The 21,167-nt window shown below is 64.7% G+C and carries 23 protein-coding genes; 5 read left to right on the top strand and 18 right to left on the bottom strand.

Going from position 1 to position 21,167, the window contains the following annotated elements; genetic code table 11:
- Positions 1-24 precede the first annotated feature (24 nt).
- Complete coding sequence (locus tag V3G39_13200) at positions 25-870, top strand: sulfurtransferase (GenBank protein XAS75600.1); 846 nt, start codon at positions 25-27, stop codon at positions 868-870.
- A 32-nt stretch (positions 871-902) separates the two neighbouring features.
- On the opposite strand, the gene V3G39_13205 is transcribed toward V3G39_13200, so the two are convergent.
- The 9 genes from V3G39_13205 to V3G39_13245 form a co-directional block, all read right to left on the bottom strand.
- Positions 903-1,850 (bottom strand): amino acid ABC transporter permease, encoded by a 948-nt coding sequence (locus V3G39_13205; GenBank protein ID XAS75601.1) that lies wholly within the window; start codon positions 1,848-1,850, stop codon positions 903-905.
- Positions 1,847-2,527, bottom strand: coding sequence for an amino acid ABC transporter permease (locus tag V3G39_13210; GenBank protein ID XAS75602.1), 681 nt, complete (start codon positions 2,525-2,527; stop codon positions 1,847-1,849). The genes V3G39_13205 and V3G39_13210 overlap by 4 nt, the downstream gene beginning before the upstream one ends.
- A 12-nt stretch (positions 2,528-2,539) precedes the next feature.
- Positions 2,540-3,394 (bottom strand): glutamate ABC transporter substrate-binding protein, encoded by an 855-nt coding sequence (locus tag V3G39_13215; GenBank protein ID XAS75603.1) that lies wholly within the window; start codon positions 3,392-3,394, stop codon positions 2,540-2,542.
- Between the two features lie 58 nt (positions 3,395-3,452).
- Positions 3,453-4,181 (bottom strand): amino acid ABC transporter ATP-binding protein, encoded by a 729-nt coding sequence (locus V3G39_13220; GenBank protein XAS78242.1) that lies wholly within the window; start codon positions 4,179-4,181, stop codon positions 3,453-3,455.
- Positions 4,182-4,324: 143 nt separating this feature from the next.
- Positions 4,325-5,503 carry a tRNA dihydrouridine synthase DusB gene (gene dusB / locus V3G39_13225; protein ID XAS75604.1) on the bottom strand — a complete coding sequence of 393 codons (1,179 nt, stop codon included), beginning with the start codon at positions 5,501-5,503 and terminating at the stop codon, positions 4,325-4,327.
- Between the two features lie 69 nt (positions 5,504-5,572).
- Complete coding sequence (locus tag V3G39_13230; GenBank protein ID XAS75605.1) at positions 5,573-6,181, bottom strand: response regulator transcription factor; 609 nt, start codon at positions 6,179-6,181, stop codon at positions 5,573-5,575.
- Positions 6,178-7,383, bottom strand: a complete 1,206-nt coding sequence (locus V3G39_13235; protein ID XAS75606.1) for a sensor histidine kinase — start codon at positions 7,381-7,383, stop codon at positions 6,178-6,180. The genes V3G39_13230 and V3G39_13235 overlap by 4 nt, the downstream gene beginning before the upstream one ends.
- A gap of 13 nt (positions 7,384-7,396) precedes the next feature.
- Positions 7,397-8,203, bottom strand: coding sequence for an ABC transporter permease (locus tag V3G39_13240; GenBank protein ID XAS75607.1), 807 nt, complete (start codon positions 8,201-8,203; stop codon positions 7,397-7,399).
- Complete coding sequence (locus V3G39_13245; protein ID XAS75608.1) at positions 8,200-9,156, bottom strand: ABC transporter ATP-binding protein; 957 nt, start codon at positions 9,154-9,156, stop codon at positions 8,200-8,202. Before V3G39_13245 ends, V3G39_13240 begins: the two co-directional genes overlap by 4 nt.
- Positions 9,157-9,254: 98 nt before the next feature.
- On the opposite strand from V3G39_13245, the gene V3G39_13250 reads away from it, so the two are divergent.
- Positions 9,255-9,584, top strand: a complete 330-nt coding sequence (locus V3G39_13250; GenBank protein ID XAS75609.1) for a DUF6703 family protein — start codon at positions 9,255-9,257, stop codon at positions 9,582-9,584.
- Positions 9,585-9,593: 9 nt separating this feature from the next.
- Here V3G39_13250 and V3G39_13255 read toward each other — a convergent pair whose 3' ends face one another.
- The 3 genes from V3G39_13255 to recO are packed head-to-tail and all read right to left on the bottom strand — an operon-like array spanning position 9,594 to position 11,650.
- Positions 9,594-10,082 carry a GNAT family protein gene (locus V3G39_13255; protein XAS75610.1) on the bottom strand — a complete coding sequence of 163 codons (489 nt, stop codon included), beginning with the start codon at positions 10,080-10,082 and terminating at the stop codon, positions 9,594-9,596.
- 21 nt (positions 10,083-10,103) lie between these two features.
- The gene (locus V3G39_13260) at positions 10,104-10,880 is read right to left on the bottom strand and encodes an isoprenyl transferase (protein ID XAS75611.1); all 777 of its coding nucleotides are present in this window, start codon (positions 10,878-10,880) and stop codon (positions 10,104-10,106) included.
- Positions 10,877-11,650, bottom strand: coding sequence for a DNA repair protein RecO (recO, locus tag V3G39_13265; GenBank protein XAS75612.1), 774 nt, complete (start codon positions 11,648-11,650; stop codon positions 10,877-10,879). Before recO ends, V3G39_13260 begins: the two co-directional genes overlap by 4 nt.
- Positions 11,651-11,710: 60 nt before the next feature.
- Here recO and V3G39_13270 point away from each other — a divergent pair, with 60 nt between their 5' ends.
- The 3 genes from V3G39_13270 (at position 11,711) to V3G39_13280 (ending at position 14,772) form a co-directional block, all read left to right on the top strand.
- Entirely contained in the window at positions 11,711-13,300 is a 1,590-nt protein-coding gene (locus V3G39_13270; protein ID XAS75613.1) for an NAD(P)/FAD-dependent oxidoreductase, read from the top strand.
- A 130-nt stretch (positions 13,301-13,430) separates the two neighbouring features.
- Positions 13,431-14,039, top strand: coding sequence for a tetratricopeptide repeat protein (locus V3G39_13275; GenBank protein XAS75614.1), 609 nt, complete (start codon positions 13,431-13,433; stop codon positions 14,037-14,039).
- 73 nt (positions 14,040-14,112) lie between these two features.
- Positions 14,113-14,772 carry an alpha-ketoglutarate-dependent dioxygenase AlkB gene (locus V3G39_13280; protein XAS75615.1) on the top strand — a complete coding sequence of 220 codons (660 nt, stop codon included), beginning with the start codon at positions 14,113-14,115 and terminating at the stop codon, positions 14,770-14,772.
- Between the two features lie 176 nt (positions 14,773-14,948).
- Here the strand turns inward: V3G39_13280 and V3G39_13285 are convergent, their stop codons facing one another.
- From V3G39_13285 to leuA, 6 genes are all read right to left on the bottom strand, one after another.
- A complete protein-coding gene (locus V3G39_13285; GenBank protein ID XAS75616.1) occupies positions 14,949-15,281 on the bottom strand; it encodes a hypothetical protein in 333 nt (110 codons plus the stop codon).
- Entirely contained in the window at positions 15,278-16,537 is a 1,260-nt protein-coding gene (locus V3G39_13290; protein XAS75617.1) for a cytochrome P450, read from the bottom strand. The genes V3G39_13285 and V3G39_13290 overlap by 4 nt, the downstream gene beginning before the upstream one ends.
- A gap of 86 nt (positions 16,538-16,623) precedes the next feature.
- The gene (locus tag V3G39_13295; protein XAS75618.1) at positions 16,624-17,100 is read right to left on the bottom strand and encodes a tRNA (cytidine(34)-2'-O)-methyltransferase; all 477 of its coding nucleotides are present in this window, start codon (positions 17,098-17,100) and stop codon (positions 16,624-16,626) included.
- Between the two features lie 5 nt (positions 17,101-17,105).
- On the bottom strand, positions 17,106-18,041 hold the full coding sequence (locus V3G39_13300) for a pseudouridine synthase (GenBank protein ID XAS75619.1): 936 nt from the start codon (positions 18,039-18,041) through the stop codon (positions 17,106-17,108).
- A gap of 21 nt (positions 18,042-18,062) precedes the next feature.
- Positions 18,063-19,325, bottom strand: a complete 1,263-nt coding sequence (locus tag V3G39_13305; protein XAS75620.1) for an aminotransferase class III-fold pyridoxal phosphate-dependent enzyme — start codon at positions 19,323-19,325, stop codon at positions 18,063-18,065.
- A 62-nt stretch (positions 19,326-19,387) separates the two neighbouring features.
- On the bottom strand, positions 19,388-21,130 hold the full coding sequence (leuA, locus tag V3G39_13310) for a 2-isopropylmalate synthase (GenBank protein XAS75621.1): 1,743 nt from the start codon (positions 21,128-21,130) through the stop codon (positions 19,388-19,390).
- Positions 21,131-21,167 lie beyond the last annotated feature (37 nt).

The following is a 21,167-nucleotide window of genomic DNA, read 5'->3' on the forward strand; positions in this document are numbered from 1 at the left end:
GCGCGGAGCCCCTATTGTGCAGACATGACGCGTGCCCTACGCCCGCTCGTCGACGTCGCCACCCTGCACGAGTGGGTCACCGCCGACCGACCTGGGCCGACCCTGCTCGATGTCCGCTGGTCGCTCGGTATGCCGAGCCTGCGGCCCTCGTACGACGAAGGCCATCTGCCGGGGGCAGCGTGGGTGGAGTTCGAGCAGGCCTGCTCCGGAACCCCGCACCCGCGACAGAGGGGCGGGCGACACCCGATGCCCGACCTTGCCATTTTCGAAGCAGCCATGTGGGCGGCCGGAGTATGCAACGAGCGGCCCGTCGTCATCTACGACCAGGCAAACTCATTGGCGGCAAGCCGGTGCTGGTGGTTGTTGCAGTATTTCGGCAAAGAAGATGTTCAAGTGCTCGACGGCGGCCTCACCGCCTGGAGCGCTGCGGGGCTGAACATCACCACAGACATCCCTACGGCGCAGGGAGACTTTGTGGCGACCCCGGGTCATGTTGCGCTGGTCGATGCAGATGCAGCTGCCGAGTACGCCGACCGCTCCACTCTGCTGGACGCCCGCCCGGCAACACGATTTCTCGGGCGGGGCGAGACGATCGACCCCGTCGCCGGGCACATCCCCGGTGCGAGGAGCGTCCCGGCGCTGGAAAACGTGCACCCCGACGGACGCTTCCTGTCCCCCGACGACCTTGCGATGCGCTTCACCGCTGACGGCATTCGACCCGAGTCACAGGTCGCGACCTACTGCGGCTCGGGCGTGCAGGCCACCCATCTGGCTCTGGCCCTGGAAGTTTCCGGCATCCATCCGCAGACGGCGGTGTACATCGGGTCCTGGTCGGATTGGATCACCGACCCCGACCGACCCGTCGCGTGACCCCGACCCGACCACAGTCCGCGACGGGAAGGTCAGCTGCCAACGCTGGGCGCAGCGAAACCTGCGGGACCTGCTGACGACGGTCCAGCGACAACGCCCGATCCACCGCCGGGTCCCGGTGCGGCCCCTGCGCTACGACCACGCCGCTTCATCCGTCGCTCAACGAGCTCAGCGAGTTTGCCGATGCCGTAGTTGAGCAGAATGTAGATCGCCGCAACCACCACGAGCATCGCGAAGATGTTGCCGTTTGCCGCCGTTGCCGGCTTACTTCGGTTGAGCAACTCCCCGTAGAAGACGGTGTAACCGAGCGCAGTGTCCTTCAGCACAACCACCAACTGCCCGATCAGGGCCGGCAGCATGGTGGTCACCGCCTGCGGTAGCAGGATCGTCCGAACCGTCTGACCGGCCGGCAAACCGATGGCCAGACCGGCTTCCCGCTGGCCTCCGGGTAACTGGTCCACACCCGATCGGATCACTTCGCAAATAACAGCAGAGTTGTAGAAGACGAGCCCGCTGACGGTTGCGACCAGCGGTCGTGTCCCCGAATCAATCCACCCCTGGGCGCTGAGCAGACCGAAGATGAACAGCATCATCAGCAGCACCGGGATGGCGCGAGTCACCTCGACCCACGCCCCGGCGACGACTTTGACCGCACGCAGTAGAACAGCGACGGGCGACTGCTTCGCCGGCGGTTCGATCAGCCGCAGCATCGCCAACACCGCACCCAGCACGCAACTGATCACGATGGCAATGGCCGCTGCCTTCAGCGTGCCGACCAGTCCGGGCAGCAGATAGTTCTTCCACAGCGAACTGGTGAGGAACGGTCTCCACTTGTAAGCATCGAACTGGCCCTTGTCGTTCAACCGCAACGCAGCCAGCGCGAGCAGCACAAGGAGAAGGGCACTACCCACGATGCCCAGGATCAGATGACGGCGGCGAGCTTTCGGTCCCGGCGCATCGAACAGCACCGAGGAATTCATCGCTTCACCGCCACGCGTCGGCCGAGAACGCCGATACTCAGGCCCGTGGGAAGGGTCAGCAGCACGAAGAGCAACCCGATCAGCAAGAACGCCGCGTTGAGGCTCCCGGGATCACGCTCGGTCACCGACTTCAACACCGCAGACAGCTCATTGACACCGATGACAACCGCCACAGTCGTGTTCTTCGTCAGTGCGATCAGGGTATTACCCAGCGGCACAACGGCTCCTCGGAACGCCTGCGGAAGGATGATCTCCCGCATGCTCTGCGCAAAGGTCAAACCAATGGAGCGTGCTGCTTCAGCCTGACCGAGCGGGATCGTGTTGACCCCCGCGCGCAGCGATTCGCAGACATAACTCGCGTGGTAGACGGTGAGCCCGATCCACGCCAATCGGAAGGTATTGCTGTTGGCGAAGTTGGGATCGCTGTCGTTGGCAAGTTTGAGTCCGAGCTGGATGTACAACACGAAACTGCACGACAAGATGATCAGAGTCAGCGGAGTATTACGGAAGATATTGACGTAGGACGTCCCGAAGAACCGCAGAATCCGCACTGGCGACAGCCGCAACACGGCCACGATGGTGCCGAGGATCAAACTTCCGATACCGCTGAGCAGGGTCAGCTTGATCGTTGTCCAGAACGCCGCCCAGATATCGAATTCTGAGAACAGACTGGTCACGACGTCCTCCGGTCAGCTGGCACAAGCAGTCTGCTTCGGGGGGTTGGTCTTCTCGTTGAACTTGTAGTCCGCGCCGAGGTTGTTCGCTACGGCCTTCTTCCACTCGCCCGAGGAGATGGTCTTGGCGATTGCGTCATCGATCTTCTTGCACATCGCGGCATCGCCCTTCTTGATACCGACGCCATATTGTTCTTCACTGAAGGTGCCGCCGACGAGCTTGAACTTGTCCTTGTACTGAGCCTGGTTCGCGTACCCGGCAAGGATTGTGTCGTCGGTGGTCATCGCATCGATGGAACCGGAAGCGAGCGCTTCGGCGCACGCAGAGTAGGTGTCGAACTTCTGCGGCACCAGTGCCGGCGCCTTCTCTTTGAGGTTGTCGACCGACGTGGAGCCGGTGACCGAGCACACCTTCTTACCGGACAGGTCGTTCACACCGGTGATCTTGGAGGCCTTGGCCACCAGAATGGACTGACCTGCCACGAAGTACGGCCCGGCGAACGAGACGATCTTCTTGCGCTTGGGACTGATCGAATAGGTGGCGAAGGTCATCTGCACGGTGCCGGCCTGCAGCATCTTCTCGCGCTGCGGGGAGGGTGTCTCGACGAAGTCGATCTTGTTGAAACCCATCTTGGCGGCCACACAGGTCGCCATGTCAACGTCGAGGCCGGTGTATTTGTCACCGTCTTTGAGGCCCATACCCGGCTGGTCGTACTTGATCCCGACCTTGACGGTGCCGCCGGAATCAGGCAGCTTGCACACCGCGTCCTTCGCGGCGGCGGAACCGCCACCGGAGTCGCCACCGCATCCGCTCAGAGCGACGCCGATGGCGGCCAGGGATGCTGCTGTGGTGATTGCGCGGATCTTCATGGGGTTCCTCCGAAAATAGTTAGCTGCCGGGTCAAGAAAGAAATCAACGAGCGCGAATTCAGTGGGTCAGGATCTTGGATAGGAAGTCTTTGGCGCGAGCGGACTGCGGGTTGGTGAAGAATTCCTCGGGCGGGCCCTGTTCCAGGATTTCCCCGTCTGCCATGAAGAGCACACGGTCCGCGGCACGACGGGCGAAGCCCATCTCATGGGTGACCACGATCATCGTCATGCCGTCTTTTGCCAGGCCGGTCATCACGTCCAAGACCTCATTGATCATCTCTGGGTCCAGCGCGCTGGTCGGCTCGTCGAAGAGCATCACCTTGGGGTCCATTGCGAGCGCGCGAGCAATCGCGACGCGCTGCTGTTGGCCACCGGAGAGTTGCGCGGGGTACTTGTCGCGTTGGGCTTCGACTCCGACCCGCTTCAGCAGCTCCATGGCTCGCGCTTCAGCGTCGGACTTGCTGACCTTGCGCACCTTGATCGGACCCAGCGACACGTTCTGCAGGATCGTCTTGTGCGCGAATAGATTGAACGACTGGAAGACCATGCCGACATCAGCACGCAGCCGGGCGAGTTCGGCGCCCTCCTCCGGCAGCTTGATGCCGTCGATGGAGATGCTGCCGGACTCGTAGGTCTCCAGGCGGTTGATCGTGCGACACAACGTCGACTTACCGGAGCCGGAGGGCCCCAGCACCACGACCACCTCACCCTTGGCAACGGTGAGGTCGATGTTCTTGAGGACGTGCAGGTCGCCGAAGTGCTTGTTGACCTCGCTCATGACGACCAGCCCGGAGCTGGCGGGGGCTGAGAATCCCGAAGACCCTGAAGTGTTCTGCGTCACAGTCAGGAACCCTACAAGGTCTTGCCAGGTTTTCTTAATGTATTGGAGCTATACCCACGATCGCTACGGATTCGTTACGCACCGGCTTTCTAGCCTCCCGAGACCGCCAACTCCGCCTGCCCGATCTCGGCCCGCTGTCGATCATCCAGCGACCGCGAGTTCAGCCAGCCGTCCGGCAGGATCACCCGCCGCTCGGACCCCGCCCGACCCCGTTGGCCCTCTGCCGGCTCCCCGGGCCAGGGCTGATCGAGGTCGAGGGTGCCGATGAGCCGGTCCAGGGAGTCCAGCGAGTCCACCAGCGCCAGGCTGGACCGCAACTCACCGCCCACCCGGAATCCCTTGAAATACCAGGCAATGTGCTTACGGATGTCTCGACAGCCCTTTTCCTCGGACTCATAGAACTGACAGAGGTAGGTCGCGTGCTGACGCAGCGTTGCGGTGACCTCCCGCAATGTCGGACGGATGCGTTGACCGCTGCCTTCGAACGCGGCCGCGAGATCGGCGAAGAGCCAGGGCCGTCCCAGACAACCGCGTCCCACGACAACTCCGTCGCACCCGGTCTGAGCCACCATTGCCAAGGCATCTTCCGCCGACCAGATGTCCCCGTTACCGAGCACGGGCACCTCGGTAACGACCTCTTTGAGGCGGGCGATCGCCGACCAGTCAGCAGTGCCGGAGTACGCCTGGGATGCCGTCCGAGCATGCAGGGCAACCGCAGCGACCCCCTCACCTTGGGCGATCCGACCCGCCTCCAGGTAGGTGAGGTGGTCCGAGTCGATCCCCTTGCGCATCTTGATGGTGACGGGAACGTCGTACGCAGAGGCCTCCCGCACTGCTGCTGCAATGATCGCGCGAAAGAGGTCGGTCTTCCATGGCAGCGCAGAGCCGCCACCCTTGCGGGTAATCTTCGGGACCGGGCAACCGAAGTTCAGATCGATGTGGTCGCAGCGATTCTCGCTGACGAGCAGGTGCACCGCGTGTGCAGTGGTGACAGGGTCCACGCTGTAGAGCTGAATCGAGCGGGGTGCTTCAGCTGCGTCATGCTCGATGAGCCGCATCGTCATGGCGTTGCGCTCGACCAGTGCGCGGGAGGTGATCATCTCGCTGACGTACAGGCTGCGGGCGCCACTGGCAGCGGTATCGCGGTCGCCGTACTCGCGGCAGAGCCGACGGAAGGCGCGGTTGGTGATCCCGGCCATCGGGGCAAGAACCACGGGGGTCTCGATGACGTGGCGGCCGATTCGCAGGGCAGGCAGAAGTGCTGTCATAACGCCGCCCAGTGTCGCAAACATCCCTGCAGACCCGCGTATGGGCCGCTGTGCCGCACACTTTCTACCTCAGAGCCAGCCGTTACCGTCGGCGATCTGAACTGCTTCGGCACGGTTGCGAGCGCCGGTCTTGCCGATTGCTGCGGACAGGTGGTTGCGCACCGTGCCCTCCGACAGGAACACCCGCTTCGCGACGTCTGACACCGTGCCGCCGACCTTCGCCGCCAACAGCACCTCGGACTCGCGCCTGGTCAGCGGGGATTCGCCCGCGACCAGACTCTCGGTCGCCAAGAGCGGATCCACCACTCGCAGGCCATGTTGCACCCGTCGGACCGCGTCCGCCAGCTCAGCCGCCGGCGTGTCTTTCACTACGAATCCGCTTGCCCCGGCCTGGAGTCCACGGCGCAGATAGCCGGGTCGCCCGAAGGTCGTCACGATCAGGACCCGGACCTGGGGAAGCACCTCGCGCACCGCTGCAGTAGCAGCAATGCCGTCCATGCCCGGCATCTCGACATCCATCAGAATGACGTCCGGCCGATGTTGCCTCGCAGCTTCGACCGCCGCTTCCCCGGACCCCGCCTGGGCGACCACGCTCAGATCGGACTCCAGTTCCAGCAGCGCCGCAAGCGCGCCACGTACCAGCGCCTGATCGTCGACCAGCATTACCGTGATCGTCATGACGAGGCGGCTCGCTCGGGTACCGACCGGGCGCACGTCGGAGCCGACGGCGCAGTCATCGTGAGGCTGAAGCCTCGTGGCAGGAGACTCTCGGTAATCAGCTGAGCACCCACCGACATTGCACGCTCACTCAACCCGAGCAGCCCGTTCCCCTTCGACCGACTGGTGACCGCTCCAACGCCGTCATCGCAGACCGTGAGACTGGAGCTGGTGATCTGGATCCTGCAGGTGCTCGCCTCGCTGTGCCGGATGACGTTGGTGACGCCCTCGCGGACGGCCCAGGCAAAAACCTCCCGCAGGTCCGAGGGCACTTCGTCGGTCGCGGTCGGTAGCTCAGCCCGGATTCCGGCGGCACGCAACCCCTCACGGGCACGGGCCAACTCCCCCGACAGGGTGACCTCGCGAAAACCGGTGACGGCCCGACGCACGTCTGCCAGCGCATCTCTGGACAGCCGCTCCAGGTCCGCGATCTCCGCGCGTGCCCGCACCGGATCCACGTCGATCAGCTTGCCTGCGAGCTCGGCCTTCACCGTGATGACGGTGAGAGAATGCCCAAGAATGTCATGTAGATCGCGCGCCATCCGGTTGCGCTCCTCATCGACCGCGAGCCGGGCGTTCTCACGGCGGCTGGCCTCCAACTGCCGAGCCCGGCCGCCGGCGACCCGGCCGGCAGAAGTCGCAATGGTGGCGAACGTGAGGCTGATCAGCAATCCCGTGTCGACCTGCCAACCCGGCACCGCCACCGACATGACGACGTAGGACATGCCGACGCTCGCTGAGATCGCCACCGCAACGGGTATCGAGAATGTCCACATTGCCGAAACACCGAAGAACACCAGTGTGGCTGCCCCGCTCTGTCCGATCGAGAAAATCGCGATCAGGGACAGGATCAACAAGCCGGAGTATCGAAGGAGCGAGGCTCGGCGTCTCTCGATCTCCGGGCCCATGACTGCGCCACCAAAGACCTGCCAGCGCTTCATCCAGTGCCACAGATACAACGCAGCGAACAACACAATGGAGGCCGCTCCGATCCAGCCTCTCGGCCGGTCGAGCATCTGCAGCGAGTCCACGAGAGGGCCCAGCAACCAAAAGAGCCAAATTCCCGCCCAGAAGAATCCGATCAGCGGTGCGCGGTCATCGGCGGCGTCGCTCTCCCAGGTGGTGCGGTGCAACACCCCCCGCCACTGCATCAGCCTGTTCACAAGGCTCAGCTTGTCAGACCCGGGCGGTGTCGCGGCGGAACATGAACACCGCGCCCCCACCGAGAAGGACCGCCCAGCCGGCAATGTTCGCGAGCCACATCCAGGACCCGGTCCAGCCGGTGAAGCCTGCGTGGGCCATCGCCGTAACGCCGTACATCGGGGTCCACCGTGCGAACAGATCGAAGCCGTGGCTGAAGATCGGCTGCGGGAAGAATATGCCGCCAGCGAACGCCAGGAAGGTCGTCGCGAGCCCCATCAGCTGCATCACGTTCTCAGAAGGCATCATGAAGCCGACGAGTAACCCGAACGCAGCCATCAGCATCGAACCGACCCAACTGACCGCGAACGCGAGCACGAGGTCCCCCGCAGGCGCCGTTGCACCGAAAGAGAGACCGAGCGCGTACATGATCACCAACGGCGTCACGGCGATCGTGGAGGAGACGATCACTTTGGCCAGAATGTAGGACGTTGCGCTCAGCGGGGTCAGGCGCAGCTGACGCGACCAGCCTTGGGCCCGCTCGACAGCGACACCGGCCGCCGTGCCGGCGTTGGCGACGAATGCGCCGTACAACCCCAGCGAGACCATCGTCCACGCGGCCGAATTACCGCTGCCGGAGGCAAAACTCTCGGCCCGGAACATGAAGAAGAAGATCACCGGCAGTGCGATGGTGAAGAACATCGAGCGCTTGTTGCGCAGGATCCGGACCAGCTCGATGCGCAGCAGAGTGACGTTGAAACCGCCGTATTTCGGCACTGTGCGGTCCAGCGCAATCGGCGAAGTAGCGACCTGCTCGGGTGGGTTGGCAGCAATGGCACTCATGCGTGGTCTCCGTCAGTGGTGTTATCGGAGGTCAGCGCCACGAACGCCTCCTCCAGGCCTTGCGCAGTGATTTCCAGATCACGCGCATCGGTGGTGGTCAGCAGAGCCCGGGCGACGGGGTCGCTGTCGTGTGCGGTGATGGTGACGGTCTGACCCTGGATGTCGACTCCCTCCACGCCCTCGATCGCCAGCAGGGCTTCGCGGTCAGGGTGGGACACGGTCGCACGCAGCGTGCGACCGCTCGCAAGCGCCTTGATCTCCGCTCCGGTGCCGTCCGCGACGACTTGACCGCGGCGCACCAGAACAATCCGGTCGGCGTACTGATCGGCCTCCTCCAGGTAGTGGGTCGCAAACAGAACCGTTCTGCCGCGGGCGGCATCACTGCGGATCGCAGCCCAGAAATCCCGTCGCCCGGTCACGTCCATCCCGGTAGTCGGCTCGTCCAACACCAGCAGCGCCGGGTCACTGACCAGCGCCATCGCAAACCGCAACCGCTGCTGCTCGCCGCCGGAGCACTTCATCACCCGTTGATCGCGGATTCCCCAGATACCCGCGCGCTCCAGACATTCCTGCACCTCGCGGGTCTGGACGAAAAGGCTGGCCGTCAACTGGACGGTTTCAGCCACCGACAGGTCCCGCAGCAAACCGCCCGTCTGCATGACCGCTGCCACCAGGCCGCGCGCAACCGCGTCCCGGGGTGACATCCCGAAGGTCTGGACGCTGCCCTCGTCTGGTTTACCCAGGCCGAGGATCATGTCGATCGTGGTGGTCTTACCGGCCCCGTTCGGTCCCAGGAAGGCGACGATCTCACCCTGCTGGACCTGCAGATCGATGCCCTGCACGGCGTGCACACTTCCAAAGGATCTACGCACGCCGGTGAGCGTGATGGCGGCTCCCCCTGCGAGCCGCCTCGCGTTCGTATGAGACTTCTTGGCGGGTGCTGTAGTGATCATGGGTTCAGGTTGTCGGTCACGAAGCAGGTGGCCCTGCGGCGCACGTCATGACAGCGCCATGACATCTGTCACCTGCGCGCCACGTACGCTGTGCAACCGTGTCACCCACGACGACTCGACCGCAGCCTCGCGTCCACAAATCTGCGATCCGCATCAAAATCGAACACGCCAGCGACCCGCTCGTACAACGACTCGCTCGAATACCCGCAGTGCTCGTCATCGGGTCGCTTGTTCTTCTGCTCGTACTCGGGCTCGTGTTCAGCGGTGTCGTCGGCGCGATCCTGATCGCGATCGTGGCGCTGGTGCATGGATGGGGCGTCTACCTCGCCTGGCCGCGGCTGACTGGGCTGGAGCGTCAGATGCGACTGTCCGTCCTCATGCTCGTCGTCGCGCTCGGCGTCGTCAGCCTGTTGTCCGGCCTACGCTGAGCCCCTCGGTCACCGGGGCACATCTTCACGCAGGCGTGCGTAGAGCAGGCCATCGCGGAACGCCCCATCGCGCCACTGCGCGCCGCGGATGATTCCCTCGCGGGTGAAACCCGCCTTCTGCAAGGCTCGTTGCTCGGCGACATTGGCAACGTCGGTGTGTGCCTGGACCCGGTTGACGGCCGTGTGCGTGAAGAAAAGTTGCGCCAACTGTGACTGAGCAGCGGTACCCACCCCGTGACCTCGATGATCGCCTCGTAACCAGATGCCGATCATCGGGCAGCGCGAATCTTCATTCGGCCCCCACCGCACCCAGTGCCAACTCATCGATCCGGCAATCGATCCGTCCGCAGCCACGACGGAAAGGCCGCCGGCACCGTCCAGGTCGGCGGTTCGGGTTGCCGTCGGTATCGCGCGCGGGCCGAAATCGTCGTACGGGCTGTCACCACCTGTCAGATACGGGAGATCGCTGACCTGCTGAGCGCGCACGGTGACCGTCATCCGCTCAGTCCCTAGCCGAAACTACCGAGCGGCATCGACCGCTCCACCGAACCGCCGGTCCCGGTCCACGAAGATCTGAATTGCGCGCCACAGGTCGAGGCGAGTGAAATCGGGCCAGAGGGTGTCCAGGAAGACCAGCTCGGCGTACGCGGACTGCCACAGCAGGAAGTTGCTGGTCCGCTGCTCACCGGAGGATCGCACGAACAGATCGACATCGGGCATATCCGGCCAGTCCAGGTTGCGCGCGATGGTCCGTTCATCGATCTTCGAGGGCTTGAGCGTGCCGGCCGCGACCTGCTCGGCAATCCGCCTGGTCGCGGACGCGATCTCCGCACGCCCGCCGTAATTGACGCACATCTGCAGCGTCATCACCGTGTTGTCCGCCGTGATCTCTTCGGCGCGACGCAACTCCTTCAGCACCGAACGCCACAGCCGAGGTTGCTGACCGGACCAACGGCAACGCACGCCCCAGGAGTGCAGCAGATCTACCCGTCGACGGATCACGTCACGGTTGAAGCCCATCAGGAACCGCACCTCATCCGGCGAGCGCCGCCAGTTCTCGGTGCTGAACATGTAGGCCGACAGGTTGGGCACCCCCGCCTCGATGGCTCCCGCGATGACGTCGATGAGTTGCGCTTCGCCGGCCTCGTGACCTTTGGTGCGCGGCAGTCCGCGTGCGTTGGCCCATCGACCGTTGCCATCCATCACCATCGCGATGTGTTGGGGCACCAGCCGTTTGGGAATGACCGGCGGGCGCTCACCGGTGGCCAGTGGCGGCGGTGGGACGGGAGGGGTCACCGAGCGACCGCCCTTTCGATCTGAGCAACGGATGCGTCTTCATCGGGTCGGTCGATCAGCCTCAACGACCGCACCCCGCGTTCCAGATGCCACTGCAGGTAGGCCGCGACCAGCCCGTCGGCTTCCCGGCGGGCTCGATGGTCGGAGATTTCAGCCCGCTCCCAGTCGCCGGTCAGCAAGGCAGCCAACAACTCGAAGGTGAGCGGGTCGGGCGCCGAGGAGCCTGGCGTACGGCAGGAATGGCAGACAGCGCCACCCGCGGCGAGGTTGAAGGCGCGATGCGGCCCGATCGCCCCGCAACCGGCGCAGTTGACAAAGCTGGGTGCCCAACCCGCGATCGACACCGCCCGCAGCAGGTAGGAGTCCAGCACGAGCCCGACCGGATGGGAGTGATTCGCGAGTGCCGCGAGCCCCCCGGCCAGCAGATTGAACTGCTGCACAACCGGTTCGTGTTCCTCGCTCAGCCGGTCCGCTGTTTCCAGCATGGCCGTCGCGGCGGTGAAGGCGGGGTAATCGCGGGCAATGTGATCGCCGTAGGAGGCTATGAGTTCAGCCTGGGTAACCGTGTCGAGCGAGCGACCTTCGTAGCACTGCAGATCCACGACCATGCCCGGCTCCAGTCGTGCGCCGAAGCGGGACCTGGTGCGACGCACACCTTTGGCGACCGCCCGGATCTTGCCGCGCCCGCGCGTCAGCAAGGTGACGATGCGGTCGGTCTCGCCCAGCTTGTGGGTCCGCAGCACGATCGCGACGTCCTTGTAGGTGGGCATGGTGGGTCCATCATCGTGGATCGATGGACAGGTGACACACCCGACTCTTACTGTATGGCGATGCAGCAGCCCCGCAATGTCCCAGTAGATACAGTCCCAGCCGATGTCGATGTGGTCATAGTCGGCGGTGGCCACAATGGCCTGACTGCCGCCGCATACCTGTCCAGGGCCGGTAGATCCGTCCTGCTGCTCGAGCGCTCGGATCACCTCGGCGGGGCCTCGGTGTCGGCCGAAGCCTTCCCGGGCATGGGCGCCCAACTGTCGCGGTACTCCTACCTGGTCAGCCTGCTACCCCAGCAGATCATCGATGACCTGGGACTACGCATCCACCTGGCGCGTCGGCGTTACTCCTCCTACACCCCCAAGCCGGGCACCGATCAGGGGTTGCTGGTGGACCATGGTGATGCGAGCGCGACGCGTGCCTCGTTCGAACGCATCGGAGCCGGCAGTGATGTCGATGGGTGGGACCGGCTCTACGCCCGCACGACCCGCCTCGCGCAGGCGCTGTGGCCCTCGGTCACCGGACCTCTGCCCCGACGCCGCGACGTGCGCGCCTCGATCGCCGACGACTCCATCATGCGGGACTTTCTGGAGCGTCCGCTCGGTGAGGTCATCGAGACGTCCATCGCCGATGACCTGGTGCGCGGTGTCGTACTGACGGACGGACTGATCTCGACGTACGCCGCGGCCCACGACGACGATCTGCAGCAGAACATCTGTTTTCTCTACCACGTGATCGGCGGCGGCACCGGCGACTGGGACGTGCCCGTCGGTGGGATGGGGTCGGTCAGCGGCGAGTTGGAACGCGCAGCCCGCGAAGGTGGAGCTGACCTACGAACCGACGCCACCGTCCTGTCCGTGAGCGACGGTTCAGTGACGTGGCGCAGCACCGCCGGAGACGAAGCACGCGTATCGGCCCGGCACGTGCTGTGGGCGGCCGCGCCCGGGGCCCTGGACGACGTGATGGGAACCGGTCGTGGCCCCTCGGAGGGCGCACAGGTGAAGATCAATCTGCTGCTCTCCCGGCTGCCGAAACTGCGAGACGCGTCAGTGGCCTCGAACGCAGCCTTCGGTGGCACCTTCCACATCAACGAGACCTACAGTCAGCTCGAAAGTGCCTACCGCGCGGCGCACTCCGGAAACCTGCCCGATCCGCTACCGGCCGAGATCTACTGCCACTCCATCACCGACCCGAGCATCTTGTCACCGCAGTTGCAGCAGTCGGGCGCCCAGACCCTGACGGTTTTCGCGCTGCACGCCCCCGACCGCCTTCTCGAGGGAGCAGACCAGGATGCTGAGCGCGTCCGTTTCGAGCGGGCGACGCTTGATTCGCTCTCGAGCGTGCTTGCCGAGCCGATCGAAGACGCCGTCCTACGCATGCCGGACGGGCAGTTGTGCATCGAGACCAAAACGACCCGTGATCTGCAGGACGCGCTCAACATGCCCGGAGGCAACATCTTCCATGGCCCGCTGTCGTGGCCGTTCGCGGAGGATGAGGAAGATCTGAGGGATGCCGCCGCACGTTGGGGCGTGCAGTCCGCGTACTCCGGCGTGCTGTTGGCCGGTGCCGGTTCTCGTCGCGGCGGCGGAGTCAGCGGACTGGGCGGATACAGCGCCGCGCGCGCCGTGCTGGAGACCTGGAACGGCTGAGTCGGTCCGTCCGCTGCCATACTTCACCGATGGTCGACCCCCGCCCCCTCTGGGACTTCGCGGACCCTGAAACCTCCGCCGCACGTTTCAGCGCACTGGCCGACGCTGCGCAGGAACCCGCACGCACCGCATGGCTGACCCAGTACGCCCGCGCACTCGCCTGCAGGAGAAGTACCCCGAAGCGATTGCAGTCCTCGACAGCCTGACACCCTCGGGACACGAGGCGTCAGCGCGCGTTCAGCTGGAGCGCGGACGTGTATTGTGCTCCCGAGGAGACCAAGATCAGGCCCGCCCGCACTTCGAACAAGCCGCCACGATTGCGGAGGCGGGAGGCATCGATGCCCTACTCATCGACGCACTTCACATGCAGGCGCTTGTTGCACCGGCCGCGGACCAGAAGGCGATCAACGAACACGCGCTCGAGGTGGCCCGTTCCAGCGCCGACGAATCTGCCCGCGATTGGGACGCATCGCTGTTGAACAACATCGGCATGAACTACGCCGATGATGGTGACTTCAACGCGGCACTGGACGTGTTCGGTCAGGCGGTGGCAGCACGCGAGCACATCGGGGCCGCCGCCGAGACCCGAGTCGCCCGGTGGATGGTGGGGTGGTCGCTGCGCAAGCTGAACCGCCGTGACGAGGCGCTCATCATGCAGACCGCGTTGAAAGCCGAACTGGACGCGCTGGGTTCGACGGATCCCTACGTAGACGAAGAACTCGACCTGCTGGCCGAGTGATGCACGACGACCGAAGCCGGACATGAGAGCCCTCCGCGTCGACCCCGTTCGAACATACGTCTATTATTGGGCGATGACGTTCGCTCTGCAGGGTTCACTCCTCGACCAGGTCGAGCACATCGGATTGCGCTCGTTGTCGACCGGAATGCGGCGCACGCAACTCACGCAGGGGGCCTGGGTCGACGTGCGACCCGGGTGGCTCACCGGCGCGGACGAACTGTTCACCCGACTGTGCCCAGGCGGATCAGCGGACGTCGACTGGCGCAGCGAGCGCCGGGTGATGTGGGAGCGCGACGTCGCAACGCCGCGGCTGTTGAGGTTCTATGACGAAAGTGAGCCGTGGCCCGACCCGATACTGTCGCAGGCCCGTTCGGATCTCAGTTGCTACTACGAGGCTGAACTCGGAGAACCATTCACCACCGCCGGAATGTGCCTCTATCGCGATGGGCGCGACTCCGTCAGCTGGCACGGCGATCGGGTCGGACGGGCGTCGCACCAGGACACGATGGTGGCGATCGTCTCGATCGGCGCGCCACGAGCGCTGCTACTGCGCCCGCTCGGCGGCGGCGGCGGCGGCGGCGGCGGAAAGACTGTCCGGCACGTCCTTGGCCACGGTGATCTACTGGTGATGGGCGGGTCCTGCCAACGCACCTGGGAGCATGCCATCCCCAAGACCGCGGGCCGGGTCGGACCGCGGATCAGCATCCAGTTCCGCCCACGCGGCATCCGCTGACCCACCACTCCCAGGGACTCTCTGGCTCAAAGAAGGCCGCTCGGGTTGCAACTTTCTGTGAGGGACGCGCAATTGCAGCACCTTCAGCAAAAGATGCAACCACTGGATGTACGGGGTCCTGCCGGCCGACGCTCGGCGGTCACAGTCGTGCTGCGACCAGCACCCGGTCAGCGACGTCAGACGAGGTCAGGGAGGACGTGCAGGATGCCGTGGCCGAGCGCGCGAATCCCCGATGAGATCTCGTGCCAGTAACTCAGCGTGAGAACGCTTTGGACTGCGACCGGATGCTGGCCGGTGAACTGCATCAACTCGTCGGCGACCAGCGGCGTCAACGCGCGCCATGGAGCCAGCTGCTGGAAGTCGGTGACCTCGTGATCGGTGAGATTGTTCGCCACCATGTAGCCGACCCACTCGGGGTCGAACATCCGCAGCCTGGAATCTTTCGCAGTCAGCAGCGTCGCCACGGTCGTCTTGCCGACGCCGAAGGTCCCGTTCAGCCACACGATCATGACGTGCTCATGGCCACCGAGGACGGGCCATGGATCACCAGAGAGCGTCGATACTTCGCGTGTCCACCGACGTGCCTCATACGGGGTAGCCGACGAGCCAGAGCAGCGAGCGCTATCTCCAGCTCAAGTCGCGCGAGTGGTGAACCCAGGCAGTAGTGGATCCCGGCCGAGAACGCCAGGTGCTCGGAGGCGTTCGCACGGGTGATGTCGAACTGCTCGGGGCGCTCGAAGACCTTCGGATCACGGCCCGCCCCGCCGAGCCGCAATTGCACGAACTGTTCCCTGGCAATCCGCTCCCCTGCGATCGTCGTGTCGTCGAAGGAGATGCGCGACGTGCCCTGGACGGGGGCGTCGTACCGCAACACTTCATCGACTGCCGAGGCCGCCAGTGATGGGTCGGCCACGAGTCGCTCCCACTGGTCGCGGTGCGCCATAAAAGCAAGCACCCCGTTACCGATGCCGTTGACTGTCGTCTCGAAGCCGGCCACCAACAACAGGGTGCACAGAGGCACCATCTCAGACGGGGTGATCGAGTCTCCTTCTGCAGCAACGACGTAGGAAACGATGTCCTCCTGCGGGTCATGACGACGCAACTCGAAGAGTCGAGTGAAGATCGCCTCGAGCGCCTTATCGGCCTCGACCAGTCGGGCTGCGTGTCGCAGCGAGGTGACCCCCGACAACGCCGTACCGATAGTCGCGCCATAGGTCGCGAATTCTTCGGTCTCGTTCGCGGGGATCCCCATCAACCGGGTAATGACGGTGATCGGCAGTGGTGCTGCAAAGGACGATACGAGATCGAACTTCCCAGCCCGTTCGGCGTCATCGAGCAGGGCCTCGACACATTCCTCGATCAGTGGCCGGTACTGCTGCATCTGACGCGGGCTGAACGCCGGTGCGGCCAGCCGGCGTAACCGGGTGTGATCGGGAGGGTTGTAACCGAGGAACGACAGGTCGCCACCCTCGCCACCTGGTGTATTGACCTCTTGCTCCGAGCGCGGCCCGAACCGTCGGCTCCGGAGGATCTCTTTGCAGATCGCGTGATCCACGGTTGTCAGATGGCCGAACCTGTTGCGTACGAACGGACCTCGGCTACGGACAATCTCGTAGTTGGGATAGGGGTTGCGCCGGCGAGCGCCGTAGGCGACCTGCGCCAGCGGCTCACGTCGAATAAACGCGTGGTAGGCACGGGCCGCCTTGTCACCATACAACTGGGTGGCGAAGCTGACCGCTTGCTGAAGCTGCGATTGCGAAGCCATGGCTCCCTTTCCCTCGCGCCGGGGCTGCCCGAGCGTCTCGATCGGATGGCGACCGTCGTAATTACGAACTGGACGATCGGTGATTCTCAGCCGCTCTCGGTGTCGAAGCCGAGTTGTCGCCACGCCTCGTACGTCGCAATGCCGGCGGCCGTCGCCAGGTTGAGCGACCGTCGCCCCGCCAGCATGGGGATGCGGACCGGTTCGGTGATCCGCGGATCGGCCAATACCTCGGCGGGCAGGCCTGTCGGCTCGGCGCCGAACAGCAGCACATCACCGGTGCGATAGCTGATCTCGGTGTAGGAGCGCGCCGCGTGGGCGGTGAACGCAAACACCCGGGCGGGCAACAGGACCTCGAACGCCGCCTCCAAGTCCTCGTGCACCGTGAAAGTGGCCAGCTCGTGATAATCCAACCCAGCTCGTTTCAGGCGGGCATCGGTCAGTTCGAAACCCAACGGTCCGGCCAGATGTAGCTGTGCACCCGTGGCGGCCGCCAACCGGATGGTTGTCCCGGTGTTCTGCGGGATTCGCGGCGAGTGAAACAGCAGACGCACCGGACAGCTCATTGGGCTCAGTATGCCGCCTGTTCCTGATCAGGCCAGCGCAGCTGCCGCGCGCTGCAGAAAGTATGTGCCACGTGATCCACCGGGTCCACGAAGCTGGTCTGCGCCGCCAACAAGCGCAGCGGGTTCTCGTGATCGTCGTCGGTCAGCGTGCCCACGATCGGATAGAGCGGGTCGCCGACAATGGGGATGCCGAGCGCGTTCAGATGCACCCGCAATTGGTGCATCTGGCCGGTCCGGGCATGGAGTTGATACAAACCGAAACCTGAACGGCGTTCCAACAACTCGATCTCACTCTCCGCGTTCGGCGTGCGGCCGGGAATCTCCCTGACCTGCAAAGAATCCGGCGCCTTCGCAAGGTGGCTCAGCACCACCCGTGGCAGCTGGAGGTCAGGGCGTATCGGGGCGATCGCCAGATAGCGCTTACGGACCCGGCGACGCTGGAAGCACTCCTGGTAGGCCGCCCGCCACCGGGCACGCGTCGTCAGGATCAAGACACCGGCGGTGAGCCGGTCCAGCCGGTGGGCCGGCGACAGCTCCGGCAACTCAAGCTCGGTGCGAGCTCGCACTACGACGCTATTGAGCACGTGCCGGCCACGCGGGGTCGTGGCAACGAAGGGAGGCTTGTCGATCACCAGGATCCGTTCGTCCCGATAGATCACCGGCAGCTCAAAGGGCGCAACTACCTCTGGCCGCAACTGCTTGTGGAACCAGATGAAGGTGTTGGGGAGGACCGATTCCACACCGGACCAACGGGCGCCCCGGTCGTCGACGAACTCCCCACCCGCGAGCATCGCGTCCACCCCGTCAGCCCCTAACGGGCCGAGCCGACCGATCAGGAAGTCCCGGATGGTCGGCCAGGGTGTCGGCTTTCCCCGGTCAGGCGTGCGCAACCAGGACGCGCCGAGCCCGTTCCGAGGCGGGAGCGGGGACTTCGGCGGCACCAGGAAATCCTAGGACCCTCGTCAGTCGTCGAGCGCCGCGGCGAGGGCCGTGGCCAACTCCTGAACCTGCTCGTCGGTCATGATCAGCGGTGGGGAGATCTGGATCCCGCCCGCACCGACAGCTCTGGTAGCTATCCCGTGGTGTCGCAACTGCTTCGCAAGGGCCATCGCCGCACTGGGATCGGCAAGCTGAACGGCAGCCAGAGCTCCGGTGCCGCAGCGCACTTCGCTCACCGCATCGTGGTCTTCGAGCGGACGAAGCGCAGCGGCAAGGCTGTCCTGCAGCCGCGTTGCTTCGTCGAGTAGGCCCTCCCGCTCGATGATGTCGAGGTTGGCGAGCGCGACTGCCGCAGCGGCCGCGTGGCCCGAGTAGGTGTACCCGTGGCGAAGCCAGCGGCCTGCGTCAGGCTCGAAGAACGGGGCCGCCACCTTCGGCGCAACGAATACCGCGCCCATCGGCAGGTACCCCGAGGTAAGTCCCTTGGCCGTCGTCACGAAATCAGGCTCCAAGCCGTAACGGGTGGAAGCGAACCACGATCCCCCGATCCGTCCGAAGCCGGTCACGACTTCGTCGGCGACGAACAACACCTCGTACTCGCCGCAGATCTTGCGGACCGACAGTAGATAGTCCTCCGGCGGCGGGTAGACCCCGCCCGCGCCCATCACCGGCTCGCAGAAGAACGCCGCGATGTTCTCCGGCCCGATCCGCTCGATGGTGGCGCGCAGATCCTCGGCGTCATCCCAGGCAACGTGCGCCTGATCGGTGATCAGCTCGCCGTACCCGTCGTGGTTGCCGGGGATGCCAGCCAGCGACGTACCGGCGTAATGCATTCCGTGATAAGCCTTCTCGCGCCCGATCAGGATCCGACGGGTGGGCTGCCCCTGCTCCACCCAGTACCGGCGGGCAATCTTCGCCGCGGTCTCGATCGAGTCCGAGCCACCGGAGGTGAAGAAGATCTTCGATCCCGGTACGGGGGCAATCCCTGCAAGGCGCTCGGCCAACTGCACCGTCACGTCGGGCGTGAAATCGCCGAAGGTCGAGTACGCGGCAAGAGTGCGCATCTGCTGAGCGGCAGCTTCAGCGAGTTCCTCGCGGCCGTGCCCGACGTTGGCGAACCAGAGCCCCGCCGTAGCGTCGAGGTAGCGCTGCTCGAAGTCATCCCACACGTAGCAACCCTCGCCGCGGGTGATCACGAACTCGCCGTTTCGCTCGACGGCCCCCATGTCACTGAATGGATGCCACAACGCGCCCATAACGGCCTCCTCGATTTCGCTTTCGGACATACCCGGTTTGGACATGCTGATCGGGTCATATGTGCCCCGATCAGCATGTCCAAATCGTGGGATCAGGCGGTGGTTGGCTCCCGCTCGGCGCGGTTGAGCGCCGAGAGGATCGCGGTCATCGAGCCACGGACGATGGAGCTGTCAATACCGACGCCCCAGATGACCCGCTCGCCGATCGCGCACTCGAGGTAGGCCGCGGCGCGGGCATCGCCACCTGCCGTCATCGCGTGCTCGGCGTAGTCCAGCACCCGCACATCGGAACCGACTTTGTGCAACGCGTCGACGAATGCCGCGATCGGACCATTGCCCCAGCCTTCGACGGCGATCGGCTCGCCACGGTCGGTCATCTGCACCACGACGTGGTCCTGACCTTCGGCACCGTCGACCTGGTAACTGACCGGAGCGAACCGGCCCCACGCGGCATCGCCCTCACCGGTGCCCGGCAGGTATTCATCGCTGAACATCGCCCACAACTGGGCAGGGCTCACCTCGCCGCCGTGCTGGTCGGTGCGTCGCTGCACCACGCCGCTGAACTCGACCTGCAACCGCTTGGGCAGATCCAGGCCGTGCTCGGCTTTCAGGATGTACGCCGAACCGCCCTTGCCCGACTGGGAATTGACCCGTACGACGGCCTCGTACGTCCGACCGATGTCGTGCGGGTCGATCGGCAGGTACGGGACACCCCACACGATGTCGTCGATTCCTTTACCAGCTGCCGCAGCGTCCTTGTCCATCCACTCGAAGCCCTTCTTGATCGCGTCCTGGTGCGATCCGGAGAAGGCGGTATAGACGAGGTCACCGCCCCACGGGTGGCGCTCGTCCACCTGCAGCTGGTTGCAGTGCTCGACGGTGCGGCGGATGTCGTCCATGTCGGAGAAGTCGATCTGCGGGTCGATGCCCTGACTGAACAGGTTCATCCCCAACGTCACCAGGCAGACATTTCCGGTGCGCTCGCCGTTTCCGAAAAGGCATCCTTCGATTCGATCTGCCCCTGCCAGGTAGCCGAGCTCAGCGGCGGCCACACCTTCGCCGCGGTCGTTGTGCGGGTGCAACGACAGCATCACGCTTTCCCGCCGGTCCAGGTGCCGACTCATCCACTCGATCGAATCGGCGTAGACGTTGGGCGTGGCCATCTCCACGGTCGCCGGCAGGTTGATGATCATCTTGTGATCCGGGGTGGGGTCGATGATGTCGATTACCTCGTTGCAGACTCGCACCGCGAACTCCAGCTCGGTGCCGGTGTAGGACTCCGGTGAGTACTCGTAGTACACGTCCGTGTCGGCAACCGTCTCCTCCAACTTGCGGCACAGCCGCGCACCCTGCAGCGCGATGTCGACGATGCCGTCCTGGTCCAACCCGAAGACCACCCGCCGCTGCAGCACCGAGGTGGAGTTGTAGAAATGCACGATCGCGGTCTTCGACCCGCGGATGGCGTCGAAGGTGCGCTCGATCAATGCGTCCCGACATTGGGTCAGCACCTGGATCGTCACGTCGTCAGGGATATGTCCGTTGTCGATGAGCTCACGCACGAAGTCGAAGTCGGTCTGGCTGGCGCTGGGAAAACCGACCTCGATCTCCTTGTAGCCCATCCGCACCAGGAGTTTGAACATTCGCATCTTGCGCTCGGCGTTCATCGGGTCAATGAGTGCCTGGTTACCGTCGCGCAGATCGACAGCGCACCACCGGGGCGCCTGGGTCATCTTCTTGTCCGGCCAGGTGCGGTCGGGCAGATTGACGACGATCTGCTCATCGAACGGTGCGTATTTGCCGATCGGCATGGGAGAGGTTTGCTGGGGGTGAATCACGGAACTCGCCTTTGATTGCGATGGGCTCGGCTCGGGC

The organism is Dermatophilaceae bacterium Sec6.4 (assembly GCA_039636865.1).
Taxonomy (GTDB): domain Bacteria; phylum Actinomycetota; class Actinomycetes; order Actinomycetales; family Dermatophilaceae; genus Allobranchiibius.